This is a genomic window from Methylobacterium organophilum (genome assembly GCF_022533465.1).
Classification (GTDB): domain Bacteria; phylum Pseudomonadota; class Alphaproteobacteria; order Rhizobiales; family Beijerinckiaceae; genus Methylobacterium; species Methylobacterium organophilum.
Map to the genome: position 1 here is coordinate 493,770 of NZ_CP092848.1, position 17,207 is coordinate 510,976.

At 72.5% G+C, this 17,207-nt stretch carries 15 protein-coding genes; 9 read left to right on the forward strand and 6 right to left on the reverse strand.

Translation table 11 applies throughout. The features are described 5' to 3' along the window. Nucleotides 1-55 precede the first annotated feature (55 nt). Together MMB17_RS02230 and MMB17_RS02235 are read left to right on the forward strand one after the other, a co-directional pair. Complete coding sequence (locus MMB17_RS02230; protein WP_241102097.1) at nt 56-970, forward strand: 2-hydroxyacid dehydrogenase; 915 nt, start codon at nt 56-58, stop codon at nt 968-970. After that, a complete protein-coding gene (locus tag MMB17_RS02235) occupies nt 967-1,854 on the forward strand; it encodes an AprI/Inh family metalloprotease inhibitor (protein ID WP_241100919.1) in 888 nt (295 codons plus the stop codon). Before MMB17_RS02230 ends, MMB17_RS02235 begins: the two co-directional genes overlap by 4 nt. Here MMB17_RS02235 and der read toward each other — a convergent pair. Together der and MMB17_RS02245 are read right to left on the reverse strand one after the other, a co-directional pair. Beyond that, nucleotides 1,851-3,200, reverse strand: a complete 1,350-nt coding sequence (gene der, locus MMB17_RS02240) for a ribosome biogenesis GTPase Der (protein ID WP_238311796.1) — start codon at nt 3,198-3,200, stop codon at nt 1,851-1,853. The two genes, MMB17_RS02235 and der, sit on opposite strands and share 4 nt — an antisense overlap. Nucleotides 3,201-3,330: 130 nt before the next feature. Next, nucleotides 3,331-4,041 (reverse strand): tetratricopeptide repeat protein, encoded by a 711-nt coding sequence (locus MMB17_RS02245; RefSeq protein WP_238311797.1) that lies wholly within the window; start codon nt 4,039-4,041, stop codon nt 3,331-3,333. A 578-nt stretch (nt 4,042-4,619) separates the two neighbouring features. On the opposite strand from MMB17_RS02245, the gene MMB17_RS02250 reads away from it, so the two are divergent. Continuing rightward, entirely contained in the window at nt 4,620-6,032 is a 1,413-nt protein-coding gene (locus MMB17_RS02250; protein WP_241100920.1) for a TAXI family TRAP transporter solute-binding subunit, read from the forward strand. 100 nt (nt 6,033-6,132) lie between these two features. Here the strand turns inward: MMB17_RS02250 and MMB17_RS02255 are convergent, their stop codons facing one another. Further along, a complete protein-coding gene (locus MMB17_RS02255; RefSeq protein ID WP_238311799.1) occupies nt 6,133-6,729 on the reverse strand; it encodes an NnrU family protein in 597 nt (198 codons plus the stop codon). Between the two features lie 111 nt (nt 6,730-6,840). Here MMB17_RS02255 and MMB17_RS02260 point away from each other — a divergent pair, with 111 nt between their 5' ends. Further along, the gene (locus tag MMB17_RS02260) at nt 6,841-8,031 is read left to right on the forward strand and encodes a DUF4185 domain-containing protein (protein WP_241100921.1); all 1,191 of its coding nucleotides are present in this window, start codon (nt 6,841-6,843) and stop codon (nt 8,029-8,031) included. Nucleotides 8,032-8,059: 28 nt separating this feature from the next. Here MMB17_RS02260 and MMB17_RS02265 read toward each other — a convergent pair whose 3' ends face one another. Beyond that, nucleotides 8,060-8,770, reverse strand: a complete 711-nt coding sequence (locus tag MMB17_RS02265; RefSeq protein WP_241100922.1) for an invasion associated locus B family protein — start codon at nt 8,768-8,770, stop codon at nt 8,060-8,062. 275 nt (nt 8,771-9,045) lie between these two features. Here MMB17_RS02265 and MMB17_RS02270 point away from each other — a divergent pair, with 275 nt between their 5' ends. Both MMB17_RS02270 and MMB17_RS02275 read left to right on the forward strand, forming a co-directional pair. After that, a complete protein-coding gene (locus tag MMB17_RS02270) occupies nt 9,046-9,537 on the forward strand; it encodes a glutathione peroxidase (protein WP_241100923.1) in 492 nt (163 codons plus the stop codon). 76 nt (nt 9,538-9,613) lie between these two features. Continuing rightward, nucleotides 9,614-9,853, forward strand: coding sequence for a hypothetical protein (locus MMB17_RS02275; RefSeq protein WP_241100924.1), 240 nt, complete (start codon nt 9,614-9,616; stop codon nt 9,851-9,853). 373 nt (nt 9,854-10,226) lie between these two features. On the opposite strand, the gene MMB17_RS02280 is transcribed toward MMB17_RS02275, so the two are convergent. Then, the gene (locus MMB17_RS02280; RefSeq protein ID WP_241102098.1) at nt 10,227-11,327 is read right to left on the reverse strand and encodes an NAD(P)/FAD-dependent oxidoreductase; all 1,101 of its coding nucleotides are present in this window, start codon (nt 11,325-11,327) and stop codon (nt 10,227-10,229) included. Between the two features lie 270 nt (nt 11,328-11,597). On the opposite strand from MMB17_RS02280, the gene MMB17_RS02285 reads away from it, so the two are divergent. Continuing rightward, nucleotides 11,598-13,289, forward strand: a complete 1,692-nt coding sequence (locus MMB17_RS02285) for a DEAD/DEAH box helicase (protein WP_241100925.1) — start codon at nt 11,598-11,600, stop codon at nt 13,287-13,289. 153 nt (nt 13,290-13,442) lie between these two features. Here the strand turns inward: MMB17_RS02285 and MMB17_RS02290 are convergent, their stop codons facing one another. Then, nucleotides 13,443-14,327 carry a hypothetical protein gene (locus tag MMB17_RS02290; RefSeq protein ID WP_241100926.1) on the reverse strand — a complete coding sequence of 295 codons (885 nt, stop codon included), beginning with the start codon at nt 14,325-14,327 and terminating at the stop codon, nt 13,443-13,445. Between the two features lie 492 nt (nt 14,328-14,819). On the opposite strand from MMB17_RS02290, the gene MMB17_RS02295 reads away from it, so the two are divergent. Beyond that, complete coding sequence (locus MMB17_RS02295; RefSeq protein ID WP_420847318.1) at nt 14,820-16,307, forward strand: ATP-binding protein; 1,488 nt, start codon at nt 14,820-14,822, stop codon at nt 16,305-16,307. A gap of 11 nt (nt 16,308-16,318) precedes the next feature. Beyond that, nucleotides 16,319-16,993, forward strand: a complete 675-nt coding sequence (locus MMB17_RS02300; protein ID WP_238311975.1) for a response regulator transcription factor — start codon at nt 16,319-16,321, stop codon at nt 16,991-16,993. The last annotated feature ends 214 nt before the right edge of the window (nt 16,994-17,207 follow it).

The following is a 17,207-nucleotide window of genomic DNA, read 5'->3' on the forward strand; positions in this document are numbered from 1 at the left end:
CGAGCGCCGAGAGACACCCGAGATCCTGCTCCTGAAGACGTTGCAGCCGAGCGTGATGGAGGCGCTCGCCGCGCGCTTCCGGCTGCACGCCCTGCACGCGGCGGCGGACCGGGACGCCTTCCTGCGGGAGGTCGGGCCGAACATCCGCGGGATGGCGGTGGCGGCGCATGCGCCGATCGACGCCGCCCTGCTCGACCGGCTGCCGCGGCTCGAGATCGTGTCCAGCTTCGGGGTCGGCTACGAGACCATCGACGTGGCCGAGGCCGCCCGGCGCGGGGTGATCGTCACCCACACGCCGGACGTGCTCTCCGACGAGGTGGCCGACCTCGCCCTCGGGCTGCTGCTCGCCACCGTGCGCCAGATCCCCCAGGCCGACCGCTACCTGCGGGCCGGGCGCTGGCCCGAAAAATCCTATCCGCTGACCGCGACCCTGCGGGAGCGCCGGGTCGGCATCCTCGGGCTCGGGCGGATCGGGCTCGCCATCGCCAAGCGGCTGGAGGGCTTCGGGGTGGCGATCGCCTATCACGGGCGCCGGAAGCAGCCGGAGATTCCTTACGCCTATCACGACAGCCTGATCGGGATGGCCGAGGCCGTCGACACCCTGATGATCGTGGCCCCGGGCGGGCCGGAGACCCGGGGGCTGGTCGATGCCGCCGTGCTGGCCGCGCTCGGGCCGGAGGGCATCGTCGTCAACGTCGCCCGCGGCAGCATTGTCGACGAGCCGGCCCTGATCGCCGCGCTCCAGGCGGGCACGCTCCACGCCGCCGGGCTCGACGTCTTCGCCGGGGAGCCGCATGTGCCGGAGGCGCTGCTGGGGCTGGAGAATGTGGTGCTGCTGCCCCATGTCGGCTCCGGCTCGGTCCATACGCGCCGGGCGATGGGGCGGCTTCAGGTCGACAACCTGATCGCCTGGTTCGACGGCAAGGGGCCGCTCACCCCCGTGCCCGAGACGCCCTGGACGCCGCGATGAAGATCCCCGCCACCGCCTGCGCCCTCGCCTGCGCCGCCTGGCTGAGCGCCGCCCCCGCCCGCGCGCAGGAGCCCCCCGGCACCGGGATGGCCCTGCCGGAGGGCGAGGCCCCGGCCCTCGGGCGGACGCTGCCCGATTCCTTGAGCGAGGCGGAAGGCACCTGGGACCTCGCCAACGAGGGCGGCAGCCGGCGCTGCATGCTCACCCTCTCCTTGGAAAGCGGGCCGAACGGGCGCGCCGTGCGCTTCCCCGCCGGCTGCCGGCGGGCGCTGCCCCTGCTCGGCAAGGTGGCGGGCTGGCTGATCGGCGACGGCAAGATCCGCCTCGTCGACAGCAATGTGCGCCCGCTCCTGATCTTCTCGAAGAGCATGGACGAGCGCAGCCTCACGGCCACCGCCGAGGACGGCACCCGCTACCATTTCGTGCCTCTCCAGATCGCGCTGATGGCGCCGAAGCCGGCCGCGGGCGAACCCCAGGCCCCGGCGGAAGCGGAGGCGGGGGCGAGCCGCACCATCCCCGGCGCGGCGCCGGTTCTGCCCGCCGACACCCTGAGGCCGGCCGAAGCCGCCGCACCGCCCGCCCCGGCGCCGGCCCGGGCCGGCTTCACCCCCGGGATCTACGCCCTCGACCGCTTCGCCGAGAGCGACACCTGCCGGCTCTCCCTGGAGCCCGGCGCCGATCCGTCCCCGGCCCGGCTGATGCCCGAATGCCGGGACCGCGGCATCAAGACCTTCGACCCGGTCTCCTGGCACTTCGCCGACGGCCACCTCACGCTCAAGGCCCGCCGCGGCCACGCCCTGGCCCTGGTCCGGACCCCGGACGGCACCTGGCGGCGCGACCCGGATGTCGGCACCACCTTCGTGCTGCGGCGGGTGGGGCCCTAGCCCTTGTCGAACGGGTTCTTGGTGGTGCGCAGGGACAGGCGGATCGGCGTGCCGGGCAGGTCGAAGGTCTCGCGCAGGCCGTTGACGAGGTAGCGGGTATAGGATTTCGGCAGGGCGTCGAGCTGGTTGCCGAACAGGGCGAAATGCGGCGGCCGGCTCTTCACCTGGGTCGCGTAGCGGATCTTGATGCGCCGGCCCGAGACGGCGGGCGGCGGGTTGCGCTGCACGGCATCGGTGAGCCAGGCGTTGATCTTGGCGGTGGGCATGCGCTTCTCCCACACCTCGGAAGCCCCGACCACGGCCTGCATCAGCCGGTCGATGCCCTCGCCGGCGAGCCCCGAGAGCGGCACCACGGCGACGCCGCGCACCTGCGGCAGCAGGCGGGTGCAATCCTCCCGCAGGGTCTTGAGGAGGCCGGGCTGGTCGGCGACGAGGTCCCACTTGTTGAGGCCGATCACCAGGGCGCGGCCCTCGCTCTCGACGAGATCGACGATGGTGAGGTCCTGCTTCTCGAAAGGAATGGTCGCGTCGAGGAGCACCACCACCACCTCGGCGAAGCGCACGGCGCGCAGGCCGTCCGAGACCGCGAGCTTTTCCAGCTTGTCGTCGATGCGGGCGCGGCGGCGCATGCCGGCGGTGTCGTGCAGCTTGATCTTGCGGCCGCGCCAGATCCAGTCGAGGGAGATGGAATCGCGGGTGATGCCCGCCTCCGGGCCGACCAGCAGCCGGTCCTCGCCGAGCATGCGGTTGATCAGCGTCGACTTGCCGGCATTGGGCCGGCCGACGATGGCGACGCGCAGGCTGCGCCCGCCGGGGCCCTCCTCCGCATCCTCGTCCTCCGCGTCGGGCTCGGGCAGGGCCTCCCGCAGGGCATCGTGCAACTCGCCCAGGCCCTCGCCATGCTCGGCGGAGAAGGGGATCGGGTCGCCGAGGCCGAGGGCGAAGGATTCGTAGGCGCCGGCCATGCCGGCCCCGCCCTCCGCCTTGTTGGCGATCAGGATCACCGGGCAGCCGGCCCGGCGCACCAGTTCGGCGAAGGGCTGGTCGGCGGGGAGCAGGCCGGCCCGGGCGTCGATCACGAACAGGACGACATCCGCCTCGAGGATGGCCGCCTCGGTTTGGGCGCGCATGCGGCCGGTGAGCGAATCGGCATCCGCCTCCTCCAGGCCGGCGGTGTCGATCACCCGGAACTTGAGGCCGCCGAAGGCGACGTCGCCCTCGCGGCGGTCCCGGGTCACGCCGGGCCGGTCGTCGACCAGGGCGAGCTTGCGGCCGACGAGGCGGTTGAACAGGGTCGACTTGCCGACATTCGGGCGGCCGACGATCGCGACGGTCGGCAGATCCATGGGGTCAGTTCCGGTCAAGAGGCGTCCGGCGCCCGCGCAGGGCCGCCGGAGAGAGCAGGTTTAAAAGCATCAACGGGCGAAGGGGAATGCCCTTCGCCCGATGGAACGGGATGGCGGTGGCGGAAGACCCCTACCGCGTGATCGGCGGGGGCGCCGCGGCCTCGGGCTGGGCCGCGGTGAGCGTGACCGGGCCGCCGGCCACCAGGGCCTCGTAGACCTCGATGCGCTGGCGCAGGCCCTGCGGGGTCTCGCCGTCCTCGGCGATCTGCCCGAACCACTTGGCCGCGCCGTCATAGTCGCCCTTGCGCAGGGCGGTCAGCCCCAGCATCTCGCGGGCGGTGTGGCGGAAGATGCCGGTGGGGGCGGCGAGCCCCTGCAGGCTCGCCAGCGCCGGGGCCGGATCGGCCGCATCGAGCCGCAGCAGGGCGGCGCGCAGCCGGGCGAGCTCCTGCAGCCCGTCGCCCACCGCAGGATCGGTGGCGAGCTTGTCGTAGGCCGCGGCGGCACCGGCGGCATCGGTCTTCGAGGTCTCGGCGGCGGCGCGGAAGCGGGCGAGCACGGCGTAGCCCTTCGGCCCCTCCGTCTCCAGCGCGGCGAAGGCCTTGCCGGCCTCGGCGCTGTTGCCGCCCTGGGCGAGCTTGGCCGCCTTGTCGAACTGCTCGGAGGCGGCCTCCGCCCGCGTGCGCTGGACATGCTCCCAGTAGCGCCAGCCGCCCACGCCCGCGACGAGGAGCACGGCGAGCGCGATGAACAGCCCGCTGTAGCGCTTCCAGACCTTGGCGATCTGGTCGCGGCGATAATCCTCGTCGACCTCGCGGAAGAACTCGTTGTTCTCGGCCATCGTCCCTCGGGCGCCGCTCCGGCGCCGATCCCTCGTGGAGCCCTGCCCGCCTGCGTTGCGCCGGGCCCGGCTCCGAAACCTGTCATTCGCGGCGGCCCCGTTCCGCCGGACCATCCCCGGCCCGGCACAGAGCGCTCACGCCGCCGCCGCGCCTAGCACAGTCGGTTCCGGTTGGCGACTGGGCGGGGTTTTGCGGAGGAGGCCGGGAGGGCGAAGTTCGAGGCGCGGTGCGGTTCCCTCGCACGATCGTAGGCAGATATCTGGCGGGGGTTGGACGCGACCTGCGACCGGGCTGGCTTAGGTTCGCTCTACGCCCCGGGCGAAGATGTCTGCTGTACCGATCAAGGTCTTCTGGGAGTGGAAAGCGGCGATTCGCTCGCCGCCCGCAAGCGGACGTGCCGCCTTGTCCCCACAACCGGTCATTTGACCGCGTTCCGCCGCATCTTCGAAGCAGACATGGCCCCGTGCTGGCGTGGACACGGCGCGCCTGTACCGAGCGCTCCGCGCCCAGATGGCACTTGCGGCAACCTCGAGCATTGCCTTGCGCAGAAGGCCCGATCCTGCGAGGCGCGACACGCATGCTTCCCGTTCCAGCCTGGCTGATGCGCCGCGAGTCGCTGCTCCTGGCGGCCACCCTCGCGGTCGGTGCGAGCGCGGTCGCGGCCTGGTACCTCTTGCAGGCCAGCGTGCTCACCATCGCGGTCGCCCCGCGGGACGGCACGGAGCCGGAGCTGATCAAGGCCTACGCCGATGCCCTGGACGCGGGCCAAGAGGGCGTCCGCCTCAAAATCCTCTCCTTCGACGACGTGCGCGAGAGCGCGGCTGCCCTTCAGGACGGGCGCGCCGACCTCGCGGTGGTCCGGCCCGATGTGCTGCTCCCCACCAACGGGCTGACGCTCGCGATCCTGCGCGATCAGGCGATGATCATCGCCTCACCGGCACAGGCTGGCATCAAGAGCTTTCCGAAGCTTGCCGGCAAGCGGCTCGGCATCGCGGCCCACCGGGACGCCGACTTCTCGCTTTTGAAAAACATCCTCGGCTACCACGGCCTGGCCCTCGATACCGAAGCGGCCGGTGGGCCCGTCCGGGAGGGCGCAGTCCATCTCGTCCGGGTCGATCAGGATGCTGTCGCAGCTGCATTCCGCGACAAGCGGATCGATGCTTTCGTCAGCATCATCGCACCCTCGGCACCCAAAGCTTTGGCCCTGGTGGGTGCCGTACGCTCGGTTGCCCGCAACGGCAAGATCGAGTTCGTGGCGGTCGAGGACGATGGCGCCATCATTGAGCGCTTCCCGCGCCTTCAGGCCGTGACGATCCCGGGCGGCCTCTTCGCGGGTGACCCCAAGCTGCCCGCCGACGACGTGAAGACGGTGGGAGCCTCCTACCGACTGATGGCGCGCGCCTCCCTCAGTCGCGTCGTGGCGGCCGATGTCACGCAGCAGCTCTTCGAGAAGCGCACTGCGGCCACCGAGAAGACGGATGCCGCCGAGTACGTCCAGGCGCCGGCCTACGACACGACCGCCGCGGCGACGAGCGCGCGTGTCCCGATCCATCCTGGTGCCATCGACTACTACGAGCGCGAGCAGCACGGCTTCGTCGACCGCTACGGCGACACCCTCTACCTGCTGGGCGCTCTGGCCGGCGGCTTGTTCTCGGCGCTCGCATGGCTGCGCCAGCGCTTGTCCAGCCTGCGCCGCGAGCGGATCGACGAGATCATTGACCGTTTGCTGGAGGTCACCGAGCAGGCCCGGACGCTGACAGATCCGGCAGCCATCGAGGCGCTCAACGTCGAGGTCGACCGGCTTGCCACGGACGTTGTGCGCTACGCTCGGGAGCGCGACCCGGACGAGCGGACGATATCAGCGGTCTCGATTGCCATCGACACGGCCAAGGCGACGATCAAAGACTGCCGCCATCTCGCATCCCCTTCCAAAGATCAGGGGTCGCTTCGATCGCTGAGACCTCTTCTCGCGCATGGATCGGACGCGTGAGTGAACGGGGTCAGCAAGGTTGCTGGCAAGCAGACGTTGCAAAGGTCCGAAAGGGGCCGGCAGCGGGCGCCCCTCCGCGCCGGCGGCGCACCGCGCCCCCTCAGCCCTGCCCCGGCCAGGCCTGCACGCCGATCAGGAGCGGGTGCAGGTACTTGCCGAAGACGAACCAGACCACGAGGCCGCCGAGGACGGCGGTGATGTCGCGGCGCCAGCCGGCGGGGGCGGGCTTCGGCAGCTTGGCGACGGGCTCGTCCCGGCGGCGCTTCAGGCTGATCCGCGCCGAGACCGCCCAGGCCAGGAAGCCGCCGAAGAGCAGGATCGAGCCGAGATCGCCGTTGGCGATCAGATGCGCCGTCGCCCAGATCTTCACGCCGAGCAGCATCGGGTGCTTCACCGCGGCCTGGATGTGGCTCGGCTTCTTGCCCGCGGCGGCGAGGCTGATGAAGGCGAACAGGGTGAGCAGCACCGCGAGATGGCGCGTCCAGACCGGCGGGTCCCAGACCGGGATCATGCCGTTCGCCCGGTAGAGCTGATAGCCGTAGACCGTGAGCCCGAGCCCGAGGATCGACAGGGCGGTGTAGCCGAGCTTGTACCCGTTCTCGCCGAAACGGCCGATCAGCCCGGCGCGCGGGCCCCGCAGCATGGTGAAGGCATGCGTGCCCAGGAACAGCACGAGACCGAGGATCAGGATCGCCATGCATGCACCCGGAACGGTTGGCTGTGGATGCGGCGCCCCCTTCGGGCGAGCGCCAAGCTCTTTGTAACCGTTCAAGACACTAGACTTGGCCGCTTTGTCCAGGCCGACACGATGACCCACCGCCGCGCCGGCCTTCTTCTCCTTCTCCTGCTGGCCCTGCTGCTTCCCGCGGCGCTGCCCGCCCGGGCGGGAACCGAGCCGCCGCTCTCGGCCCTGACCCTGGTCGGGCCGCCGGTGCCGATCTTCCGCGCGCAAAAGGATGCCTGCGACGGGGCCGACGTGCCCGATGCCTCCGCCCGCGCCTTCCGGGAGGCGGGGGGCGGGCTCGCCCTGTTCGGGCTGCATTACCGCAACCGGCGCCTGCGCGGGCCCGATTTCGACCATCTCCGGATCGATTGCGGGGTCGTGCTCGAGTCGGGGGAGAAGCCCGATCCGGCCGCCTATGACGACCGCTCCTGGATCACCGCGACCTGGACCGAGGACGGCACGGCCGTCGCCGCCCTGCTCCACCACGAATACCAGGCCAACGAGCATCCGGGCCGCTGCCGCTCGAAGGTCTATCTAGAGTGCTGGTACAACACGATCACCACCGCCGCCTCGCGGGACGGCGGCGCCCGCTTCACCCGGACGGACCCGCCCGCGGTGGTGGCCGCCGCCCCCTTCCGGCAGGAGGTGGACCAGGGCCGGCACCGGGGTTTCTTCAACCCCTCCAACATCGTCGGCGACGGGCGCTGGCGCTACGTCTTCGTCTCGACCACGGGCTGGGAGCGGCCGGGCAGCGACCAGGCGGGCGGCGCCTGCCTGTTCCGCACCGACGACCCCGCCGATCCCGGCCGCTGGCGGGCCTGGACCGGGCGCGGCTTCACCGCCGCCTTCCCCGATCCCTACCGCACGCCCGTCAAGCCGGCGGCGACCTGCGCAGCCATCGCCCCCTTCCCCGCCCCCGTGGGCGCCGTGGTGCGCCACCGCGGCACCGGGGCCTGGATCGCCGTGTTCATGGCCAAGGCCGGCGGGCTGTTCCCGCAATCGGGCTTCTACTGGACGAGCTCGCGCGATCTCCTGACCTGGGACGCCCCGCGGCTGCTCCTCGCCGGGCCCACCCTCTACGACGATCCCTGCGGGGCCGGCGGCGGGCTGATCGCCTATCCCTCCCTGCTCGACCCGCAGGCGCAGGGGCGCAACTTCGACGATGTCGGCGACACGGCGCTCCTCACCTACGCGACCCTGCGCGTCGAGGGCTGCGCCATCACCTCCGACCGCGACCTCGTGAAGCGGCCCGTGGCGATCAAGGTCTGGCCCTGACCCGCCTCGCTCGGGGGGCGGTCTCCCCTCAGCCCCCGAGCGCGATCGCCCGGGCGAAGGCGGCGGCGAAGCCGGACATCGGAACCGTGATCGTGGTCGGCTCCGTCGCCTCGGGCTTGGTGCCGGACACGGTGAGGTTCTGGGCGGTCTTCATCGTGTCGGTGGCGAGCGTCGGCAGGCTGATCGGCACGAGGCAGCCATCGTTGACGCAGAAGGAATAGGGCGCGCCCTTGCCCAGCGCCCGGTCGTCGAGCTTGAAGCTCACGCCCGGCTCGATCTGGAGGCCGAAGGGCATCAGGATCAGGCCCTCGGCCCGGCCGTCCTTCGGGGTGCGCAGCTCGATGCTGAACTGGCGGCGGCCGGTGCGGCGGTCGCCCTGGGACTGGATGACGACGCAGTCCGGCTTGCCCTCGGTGCGGTTGCAGTTGACGTTCCAGTCGCCGTAGCTCTCGCTGACGGCGCTGGCGCCGTTGGGCCAGGGGGCCGAGCCGGCCGCGGCCTGGCCCGGCTCCAGCAGCGTGCCCTCCTGCCCGGCGGGCTTGGCCGCCTCCTTGGCCGCCTCCTCCTTCTTCGGGGCGGGCTTCGGCCGGGGCTTGGGCTTGGCCTTGTGGGCGGGGGCCGCCTCCGGCGCGGCCTCGGGGGCGGCTTCCGGCGCCGCGTCCTGGGCGAGGGCCGGCCCGGCGAGGGCGAGGCTCAGGCTCAGCAGGGCGGCGCGGGCGGACAGGAGATGCGACGGCATGCGGGACGGCCTCTCGAGCGCGGGATGGTCACGTTTTCCCGCGCCGCCTAGCTCCGCAGGCGCGACGATGCAATCGCACCCTCGACGGTTTTCCCGCTGTTGTGTCCTGTTCGACCGGTCTACTCTGGAATGTCTCCAAGCAATGCCGCCTACTCAGGCTTGCGCAATCCTCCCGGCCCGCAGACAAAGGCCGCTACAACTGAACAATGCACGATCCTGCACTTGCCGATCCTTGGAAGAGCGGCGATGCAGGACGGCCGTGAGAAGGGCCCGATATGCGCGACATCTACGCCTTCGCCCCCCGGGACGCGACGGGCGAGCCCCATGCCCTCGACCGCTACCGCGGCAAGGTGCTCCTGATCGTCAACACCGCCTCGAAATGCGGCTTCACCCCGCAATACGAGGGGCTGGAGGCCCTGTGGCGGCGCTACGGCGCGGCGGGGCTGGTGGTGCTCGGCCTGCCCTGCAACCAGTTCGGCGCCCAGGAGCCGGGTGACGCGGCGGAGATCGCGCAGTTCTGCTCCCTCACCTACGACGTCACCTTCCCCGTCCTCGCCAAGGTGGCGGTGAACGGCGACGGGGCCGAGCCGCTCTACGCGCACCTGAAGCGGGAGAAGGCGGGGCTGCTCGGCACCCGGGCGATCAAGTGGAACTTCACCAAGTTCCTGGTCGGCCGCGACGGGACGGTGCTCGCCCGTTTCGGCCCCCGGACGAAGCCCGCCGCGCTCACGGACGCCATCGAGACAGCCCTCGCCGCGCCGGCCTGAGGCCCGGCACCCCGCCGGAACGGTTCAGCTCGCGTGCTCGTTTGCTTCCGTACGAACGACAGCCAGGAGTTGATCCATGCGCCTGACGCTTCCCCTTGCCGCGGCCCTCATGGCCGCGGCCGCCCCGGCGCTCGCCCAGACCACGATCATCGAGCGCGACGAGCCCGCCGTGGTCGTGCGCGATCGCCCCGCCGCGGTGATCGAGCGCCGCGAGGTCGAGGTCCCGCCCCGCGTCGGCGGCTGCGAGCGCACCACCGTGACCCGCGAGAACGACGACGGCGACCGCGAGACGGTCCAGAAGGAGCGCTGCGACTGAGCCGCATCGCTTTGCCACGTCCGTCCTTACGGATGCGCGCGAACCGCGTCCGGGCGCCGCATCGTCCGGACCCATCCCGCCCCGGGCACAGCCCCCGCGACGAACGAGCTTGAAAACGTTTTCATGCGTTTCTGGTATGCCAGGTACGCGCGGAACCGGTTTGTGCGGCGCAGCGTGAGGTGGCAAAAGGTCGTCACCCACCGCCGCGATGGCGTCGCGACGGTGTGCCCTTCATTGGGCGTTTCCTCCCTAGACTTCGGGCCGCTCCTTCGTGGAGCGGCCTCTTTTATGTCTGGGTAGCCCCGCCACCGGATCTCCCCCTCTTCTTCTAGGAACGCGCGGCCACCGCCGCGTCATCCCGAGACAGCGACTCCTAAGCTTCGAGCCGGTCCGCCACATCCTCCGCCAGCGAGAGTGAGGCCGTCAGTCCCGGGCTCTCAATGCCGAAGAGATGCACCAGCCCCGGCAGGCCGTGCTCCGCGGGACCCTCGATCCTGAAATCGGCGGCCGGCGCCTCCGGGCCAGTGAGCTTCGGGCGGAGGCCCGCATAATCCGGAACCAGGGCGCCCTCCGGCAGACCGGGCCAGTAGCGCCGGATCGCCGCCGCGAAGGAGGCCGCCCGGGCCGGATCGACGGCATAGTCCACCTGCGCCGGATCGGCGGTGTCGAGCCATTCCACATCGGGGCCGAAGCGCATGCGCCCGGCGAGATCGAGGGTGAGATGCGTGCCGAGGCCGCCCACCACCGGCGCCGGATAGATCAGCCGCGAGAAGGCGGGCCTGGCGGCGCAGCCGAAATAGTTGCCCTTGGCCAGCACCAGGGGCGGCACCCGCTCCTGCGGAAACCCCTCCACCGCCCGGGCCAGGGCCTGCGCGCCGAGCCCGGCGGCGTTCACCACGGCATCGACGGCGAGCGTCTCCTCCCCGAAGCGCAGGCGCCAGCCGGCGCCCTCGGGGCCGAGCCCGTCGATGCGCGTGCGGAGGGCGAGCACGCCGCCGGCCGCCTCGAGGTCGCCCTGGAGCGCCAGCATCAGGGTATGGCTGTCGACGATACCGGTCTCCGGCGACTCGAGGGCGGCGACGCAGGCGAGGTTCGGCTCGCGGGCGCGGGCCTCGGCGCCCGCGATCAGGCGCAGGCCCTCGACGCCGTTGGCGCGGCCCTTCTCCAGGATGGATTCGAGGGTCGCGACCTCCGCCTCCCCCGTCGCCACGATGAGCTTGCCGCAGCGGCGATGGGGCACGCCGTGGCTCGCGCAGAAGGCGTAGAGCCGGCGACGGCCCTCCACGCAGTGGCGGGCGCGGAGGGAACCGGCGGGGTAGTACATCCCGGCATGGATCACCTCGGAGCTGCGGGAGGAGATGCCGGTGCCGATCGCCTCCGCCGCCTCGGCCACGATCACCGCATGGCCGCGCCGGGCCAGCGCCCGCCCGACGGCGAGCCCGACCACCCCCGCTCCGACGACCAGAACCTCCATCACGCGCGATCCGATGCTGTTGGGCCTGCTCACCGGCCGATCCTCGGCCAGATAGACGAGAACCGCAGAGGCGGCACCTTGCGTGAGCACTCGGGCCCCTGCCGCCATCCCACGCCGCACGGGCCGCATGCATGCCGGGAATTGGCGCAATGCAGCACCGAGGCTAGAAGGGCAGGATCCGCAATCGACCGTGACCGGCCCGAATCGGCCGGCCCGCGCCGGCGCACCCCGCCCGGCCCTCACGCTCCGGCTTCTTCAAGGCCCCGCCCCGTGCCGTTCCCGACTCTTCCGGCCCCGCTCGCGCGGGCGCTCGCCGATCGCAACTATGCCGAGCCCACGCCGGTGCAGCAGGCCGTGCTCGACACGGAGGCCGGCCGCGACCTGCTCGTCTCCGCCCAGACCGGCTCGGGCAAGACGGTGGCCTTCGGCCTCGCCATCGCCGAGACCCTGCTCGGGGGCGCCGAGACCCTGCCGCCCCCCGACGCGCCCCTGGCGCTCGCCATCGCCCCGACCCGGGAGCTCGCCCTGCAGGTGCAGCGGGAGCTGTCCTGGCTCTATGCCGCCACCGGCGCCCGCGTGGTCGCCAATGTCGGCGGCATGGATCCGCGCAAGGAGGCCCGGGCGCTCGATGCCGGCGCGCATATCGTGGTCGGCACGCCGGGCCGCATCCGCGACCATCTGGAGCGCGGGCGCCTGCGCACGGAGGCCCTGCGCGCCGTCGTCCTCGACGAGGCCGACGAGATGCTCGACATGGGCTTCCGCGAGGATCTCGAATTCATCCTCTCGGCCACGCCCTCCGAGCGGCGCACGCTCCTGTTCTCCGCCACCCTGCCGAAGCTGATCGTGGCGCTGGCCGAGCGCTACCAGCGCGACGCCCTGCGGCTGGCCGTGGCCGGCGAGACCCGGGGGCATGCCGACATCGCCTACCGGGCCGTGCGCGTGCTGCCGCGGGAGATCGAGCACGCGGTGGTCAACGTGCTGCGCTACGTCGATGCGCCGACCTCCATCGTCTTCTGCAACACCCGCGACGGCGTGCGCCATCTCCAGGCCTCGCTGAACGAGCGCGGCTTCTCGGCGGTGGCGCTCTCGGGCGAGCTCGGCCAGGGCGAGCGCAACGCCGCGCTCCAGGCCCTGCGCGACGGCCGCGCCCGGGTCTGCGTCGCGACGGACGTCGCCGCCCGCGGCATCGACCTGCCGGGCCTCGACCTCGTGATCCATGCCGACCTGCCCCACGACGCGGAGGTGATGCAGCACCGCTCCGGCCGCACCGGCCGGGCCGGCCGCAAGGGCACCAGCGTGCTGCTGGTGCCCCCCGCCCGGCGCCGGCGCGCGGAGCAGATGTTCGCCATCGCCAAGGTGAACCCCTCCTGGAGCGGGCCGCCCACGGCCGACGAGATCCGCAGCCTCGACCGGGAGCGCATGCTCGCCGACCCGCTGCTCACCGAGCCGGTCTCGGAGGAGGACAAGGACTGGGCCGAGGCGCTGCTCGCCAACCTCGCGCCGGAGGTGCTCGCCGGGGCGCTCGCCCGGATCTACCGCTCGCGCATCCCCGTGCCGGAGGAGGTGACGGAGCTCGCCGCCGACCCGCCGCGGCGGGAGCGCACCGCCCTGGAGCGCGACCAGGCCCTGGCCCTCGGCGCGCCGCGGGTGGGCGAGGACGGCCCCTCCGCCTGGTTCCGGCTCAATCTCGGCAAGCGCGACAATGCCGAGCCGCGCCGCCTGCTGCCGATGCTGACCCGGCGCGGCCAGATCGGCCGCGGCGATATCGGCGCGATCCGCATCTTCGAGCGCGAGACCAAGTTCGAGATCCGCGGCAGCGCGGCCGCCGCCTTCGCCGAGGCCTTCCGGCACCGCGGCTCGGACGACCTGCAGATCGAGCGCGTCCCCGGCGACGAGTCGCCCCCGCCCAAGAAGCACAAGAGCCCCCGGGCGACCAAGCACGCCCGCCGCGCGGGCAAGTAGAGCCCGCGCACTCAGCCCCGACGCCCTTGCGAGCGGACACGGTCGCTCCGTCCTCGCGGGGCGGAGACGACGCGCGCCCTCTCCGGAGGGGGCGCTGCCGCTGGGCTGCTTCGCGGGGGCCCGAAACGGCGAGCGGCCGCGCGCGCCGCCCCGTCAGTTCTCGTCGCTCTGGCCGCCGAACAGGTTGCCGACCGCCTTCACGCCGTCGCTGAGGGCGCGGGCGCCGGGGATCTTCACGCCGAGGAGTTCGGGCTCGTCCGGGGCCGCCGGGGCGGGGCTGGCGGCCTCGCCGGGGGCCTGGGCGGCGGCGACGGCCTTGGTCGCGGGCTTCTTGGCCGGCGGCGCCGGCTGCGCGGCGGCGGCCTTCTTCGGCGCGGGGGTCGCCGCGGCGGGCTTCTCGGCGGAGGGCAGCGAGACGAAGGTACTCGGCCGCTCGTCCTTCGCCTTCACGGTCTCGGACTTGGCCGGGGCGATGAGCTTGGCGGTGCGGGCCGGCGTCACGGCGGGCGCGGCCGCCTCGCCCGCGCCGACCATGGCGGCATTGGCGATGGGCAGCGGCGGGCGGGCGGCGGGCGCGGCGGGACGCGGCTTCTCCGCGGCCAGCTTCGCCGGAGCAGCGGGCTTGGAGGCCTCGGCCTTGGGCGCCTCGGCGACGGGCTTCGCGGCCTCGACCGGCGGCTTCGGCGCCTCGGCCACGGGCTTGGGCGCTTCGGGGACGGGCTTCGGAGCCTCGGCCCGGATGCTGTCGGGGCTCGGCAGCGAGACGGCCGGCTGGTCCTTGGCCGCGCCGTCCTTCGCGGCCAGGGCGGGCACGCCGTCCTTCAGGTCCGGCCAGCTCGCGGCGACGGCGCCGTTGCGGGCGGCGCGGGCACGGGGATCGGCCAGGTCCGAGAAGAAGCTGAAGGCCCCGACGGAAAAGGCGAGCAGGCCGAGGCCGGCGATGCCGCCGAGGACGAACAGGCCGATCTTGCGGCCGGCGGCGGCCGGGGCGCGCTCCTCGGCGGCGCGGGTCTCGGAGGGATGGAGGGCGACCGTCATGAGGTCGGGCTTTCGAGCGTTGATCGTCACGACGAAGCGACCCTGACAATGCGGCGGCAAGATGTCGGAAGGACCGGCGACAGTGATGAGGAGTCGCGTTCCCCCACGAATCTGATGAAGCACATGGGTTTAAGATCTGGTCACCGGACGTGACTTCACACGTCCCAAGCTGGCTCAATCCGAAGACTCTGGCAGGACTCGAACACCCCGACTCGGGCGACGCGTCCCGCCCGGAGGCGCCCCCCCGCCCGGGCAAGGTGGCCCGCCGGCGCTTCGAGAACCTCCCGGACAGGGGCACGACAATAAGAGATTCCTCAGTGCAGCTCGAGGCCCCGGCCGGGCTAGCAAGATGGACTTTCGGCGACCAATCGGCCACGCTGCCCGGCCGACGCGAAACGCCTTCCATTCGAGCCGCTTAACCGTGACCGCACCCCGCACGGCCGCTTCCCGACCCGGCGATCCGGCCCGCAAGCGGGGCTGAGGGAGGCGGCGATGGGCCAGAGGCCGGATCACGACGCCTTCGAGGCCGCGCGCCAGGAGCGGCCCCCGGCCGCCCGGGGCGCCCTGCCCTTCTGGGCCGGGCTGTCCACGCGGATGCGGCTGATCCTGGTGGTGCTCGCCATCGACGTGGTCGCGGCCATCGCCACCTGCGGGGTCATCGTGCTCAACGCCCGACAGGCGGTGAAGGTGGAGATGCGCGCTTCGCTCGCCACCGTCGAGCCGCTCGTCTCGGACACGATCCGCCTGGCCCGGGCGCCCAGCCCCGAGAGCCTGCTCCACACCCTGGATCTGCGCTTCCAGACCCTGCGCCACGTCCGCGTCGCGGTGTTCGACGCCAACGGCCAGCGGGTGACCATCGACGAGCCGGGGCTGCGCCGCCGCCCGCGGGAGGCGCCGCACTGGTTCGTGCAGCTGATCGCGCCGCCGGTGGAGCAGCATCAGGTGCCGATCGTGGCCGGCGGGGCGACCATCGGCACGGCCCGCATCACCACCGAGCCGGGCGACGAGATCGAGGAGAGCTGGGACGACGCCGTCTCCCTGTCGCTGGCGAGCCTGCTCCTCAACGTCGCGGTTCTGGCCGCGCTCTACCTCGCCTTCGGGCGGCTGCTGAAGCCGCTGCACGGCCTCGCGGAGGGGCTGACCCAGCTGGAGCGGCACGACTACACCGCCCGCCTCGACCCGCCGACCTCCCGCGAGCTCGCGGTCATCACCGAGCGCTTCAACAGCGTGGCCGGGGCGCTGAGCGAGGCCCGCTCCGCCAACAACCGCCTGAACCGGCAGCTCCTGACCGCCCAGGACGACGAGCGCCGCCGCACCGCCCTGGAATTGCACGACGAGTTCGGGCCCTGCCTGTTCGCCCTCGAGGCCAATGCCGCCTCCGTGGCCCGGCTCGCCCAGGCCCCGGAGCCCGACCGCGCCAAGCTCGCGGCCCGGGCCGGCGACATCGCCGGCATCGTCGGGCAGGTGCAGACGCTCAACCGCGACCTGCTCAACCGCCTGCGCCCCCACGCCCTGGGCGAGGTTCCCCTGCCGCAATGCCTCGACCTGCTCCTGCGGGATTTTTCCCGCCGGCATCCGGGCACGCGCTTCGAGGGCCATTTCGAGGATCTCGGCCGCGGCTACGGCGACGTCGTCGACCTCACCGTGTTCCGCTGCATCCAGGAGAGCATGACCAACGCCGTGCGCCACGGCGCCGCCCGCCATGTCCGCGCCAAGGCCGGCGAGACGGCGCGGGGGCTGACGGTGAGCGTGCGGGACGACGGCAGCGGCCTCGCCCCCGACCACCGCACCGGCCTCGGCCTCTCCGGCATGCGCGAGCGCGTGGAGGCCCTCGGCGGCGGCTTCACCCTTGACAATGCCGCGCCGGGAACCGTTGTCCGGATCACGATCCCGATCGATCCGGAGCGGGGCGAGGATCAGGCCGCCGGACACCCGGCCCCGGCCGCGACGCCCTCTCTCGAGACGAAGCCCGCGACATGACTGCGCTTGCGATGAAGACCCCCGCCGACTCCCTCGCCAAGGGCACCCCCGCCGAGACCGTGCTCGTGATCGACGATCATCCGATCGTCCTCCAGGGCTGCCGCCGCGTGCTGGAGGATGCCGGCATCGAGAGCGTGGCCGAGGCGACCGGCACGGTCGCCGGCTACCGCCTGTTCCACCGCCTGCGCCCGAAGGTCGTGATCTGCGACCTCACCTTCCAGGGCAGCGGATTGGCCGGCCTCGCCCTGATCCGCCGCATGCGCGCCGTGGAGCCGGGCACGCGGGTGCTCGTGTTCTCGATGCACAACGACCCGGTCATCGTCTCGCGCGCCCTCGAAGCCGGGGCGCTCGGCTACGTGCTCAAGGACCACGCCTCCAACGAGCTGTTCCAGGCCTTCGAGCAGGTGCGCAAGGGCGAGGTCTTCCTCGACCGCCGGCTCGCCACCGAGGTGGCGATGCTGCGGGCCGACCCGCGCCGCACGCCCGAATCCCAGCTCACCCCCCGCGAGCAGCAGATCCTGGCCCGCCTCGCCCAGGGCAAGTCCTACGGCGCGATCGCGGCCGACCTCTCGGTCAGCTACAAGACCGTCACCAATGCCTGCTCGCAGATGCGCCAGAAACTCGGCGTGCGCACCCTGGCCGAGCTGATCCACGTGGCCGTGACCCAGGCGCAGCGGCAGGGGTGAGACGTCGCCTCCGGTTGCGTAGAGGGGGGTCGAGCGCCTTTCCTTTCCCTCCGGGGAAGGTGGCCGCGAAGCGGACGGAAGGGGCGGCCCCGAAGCGCCCGGCGTGATTCTCGGCGCCCCCACTCCACCGCGCTGCGCGCGGTCCCCCTCATCCAGGGGCGAGGAGAGACCCGCACGGTCTCCGGCGTTCATGCGGGTCGCGGAGGCGAAGGCC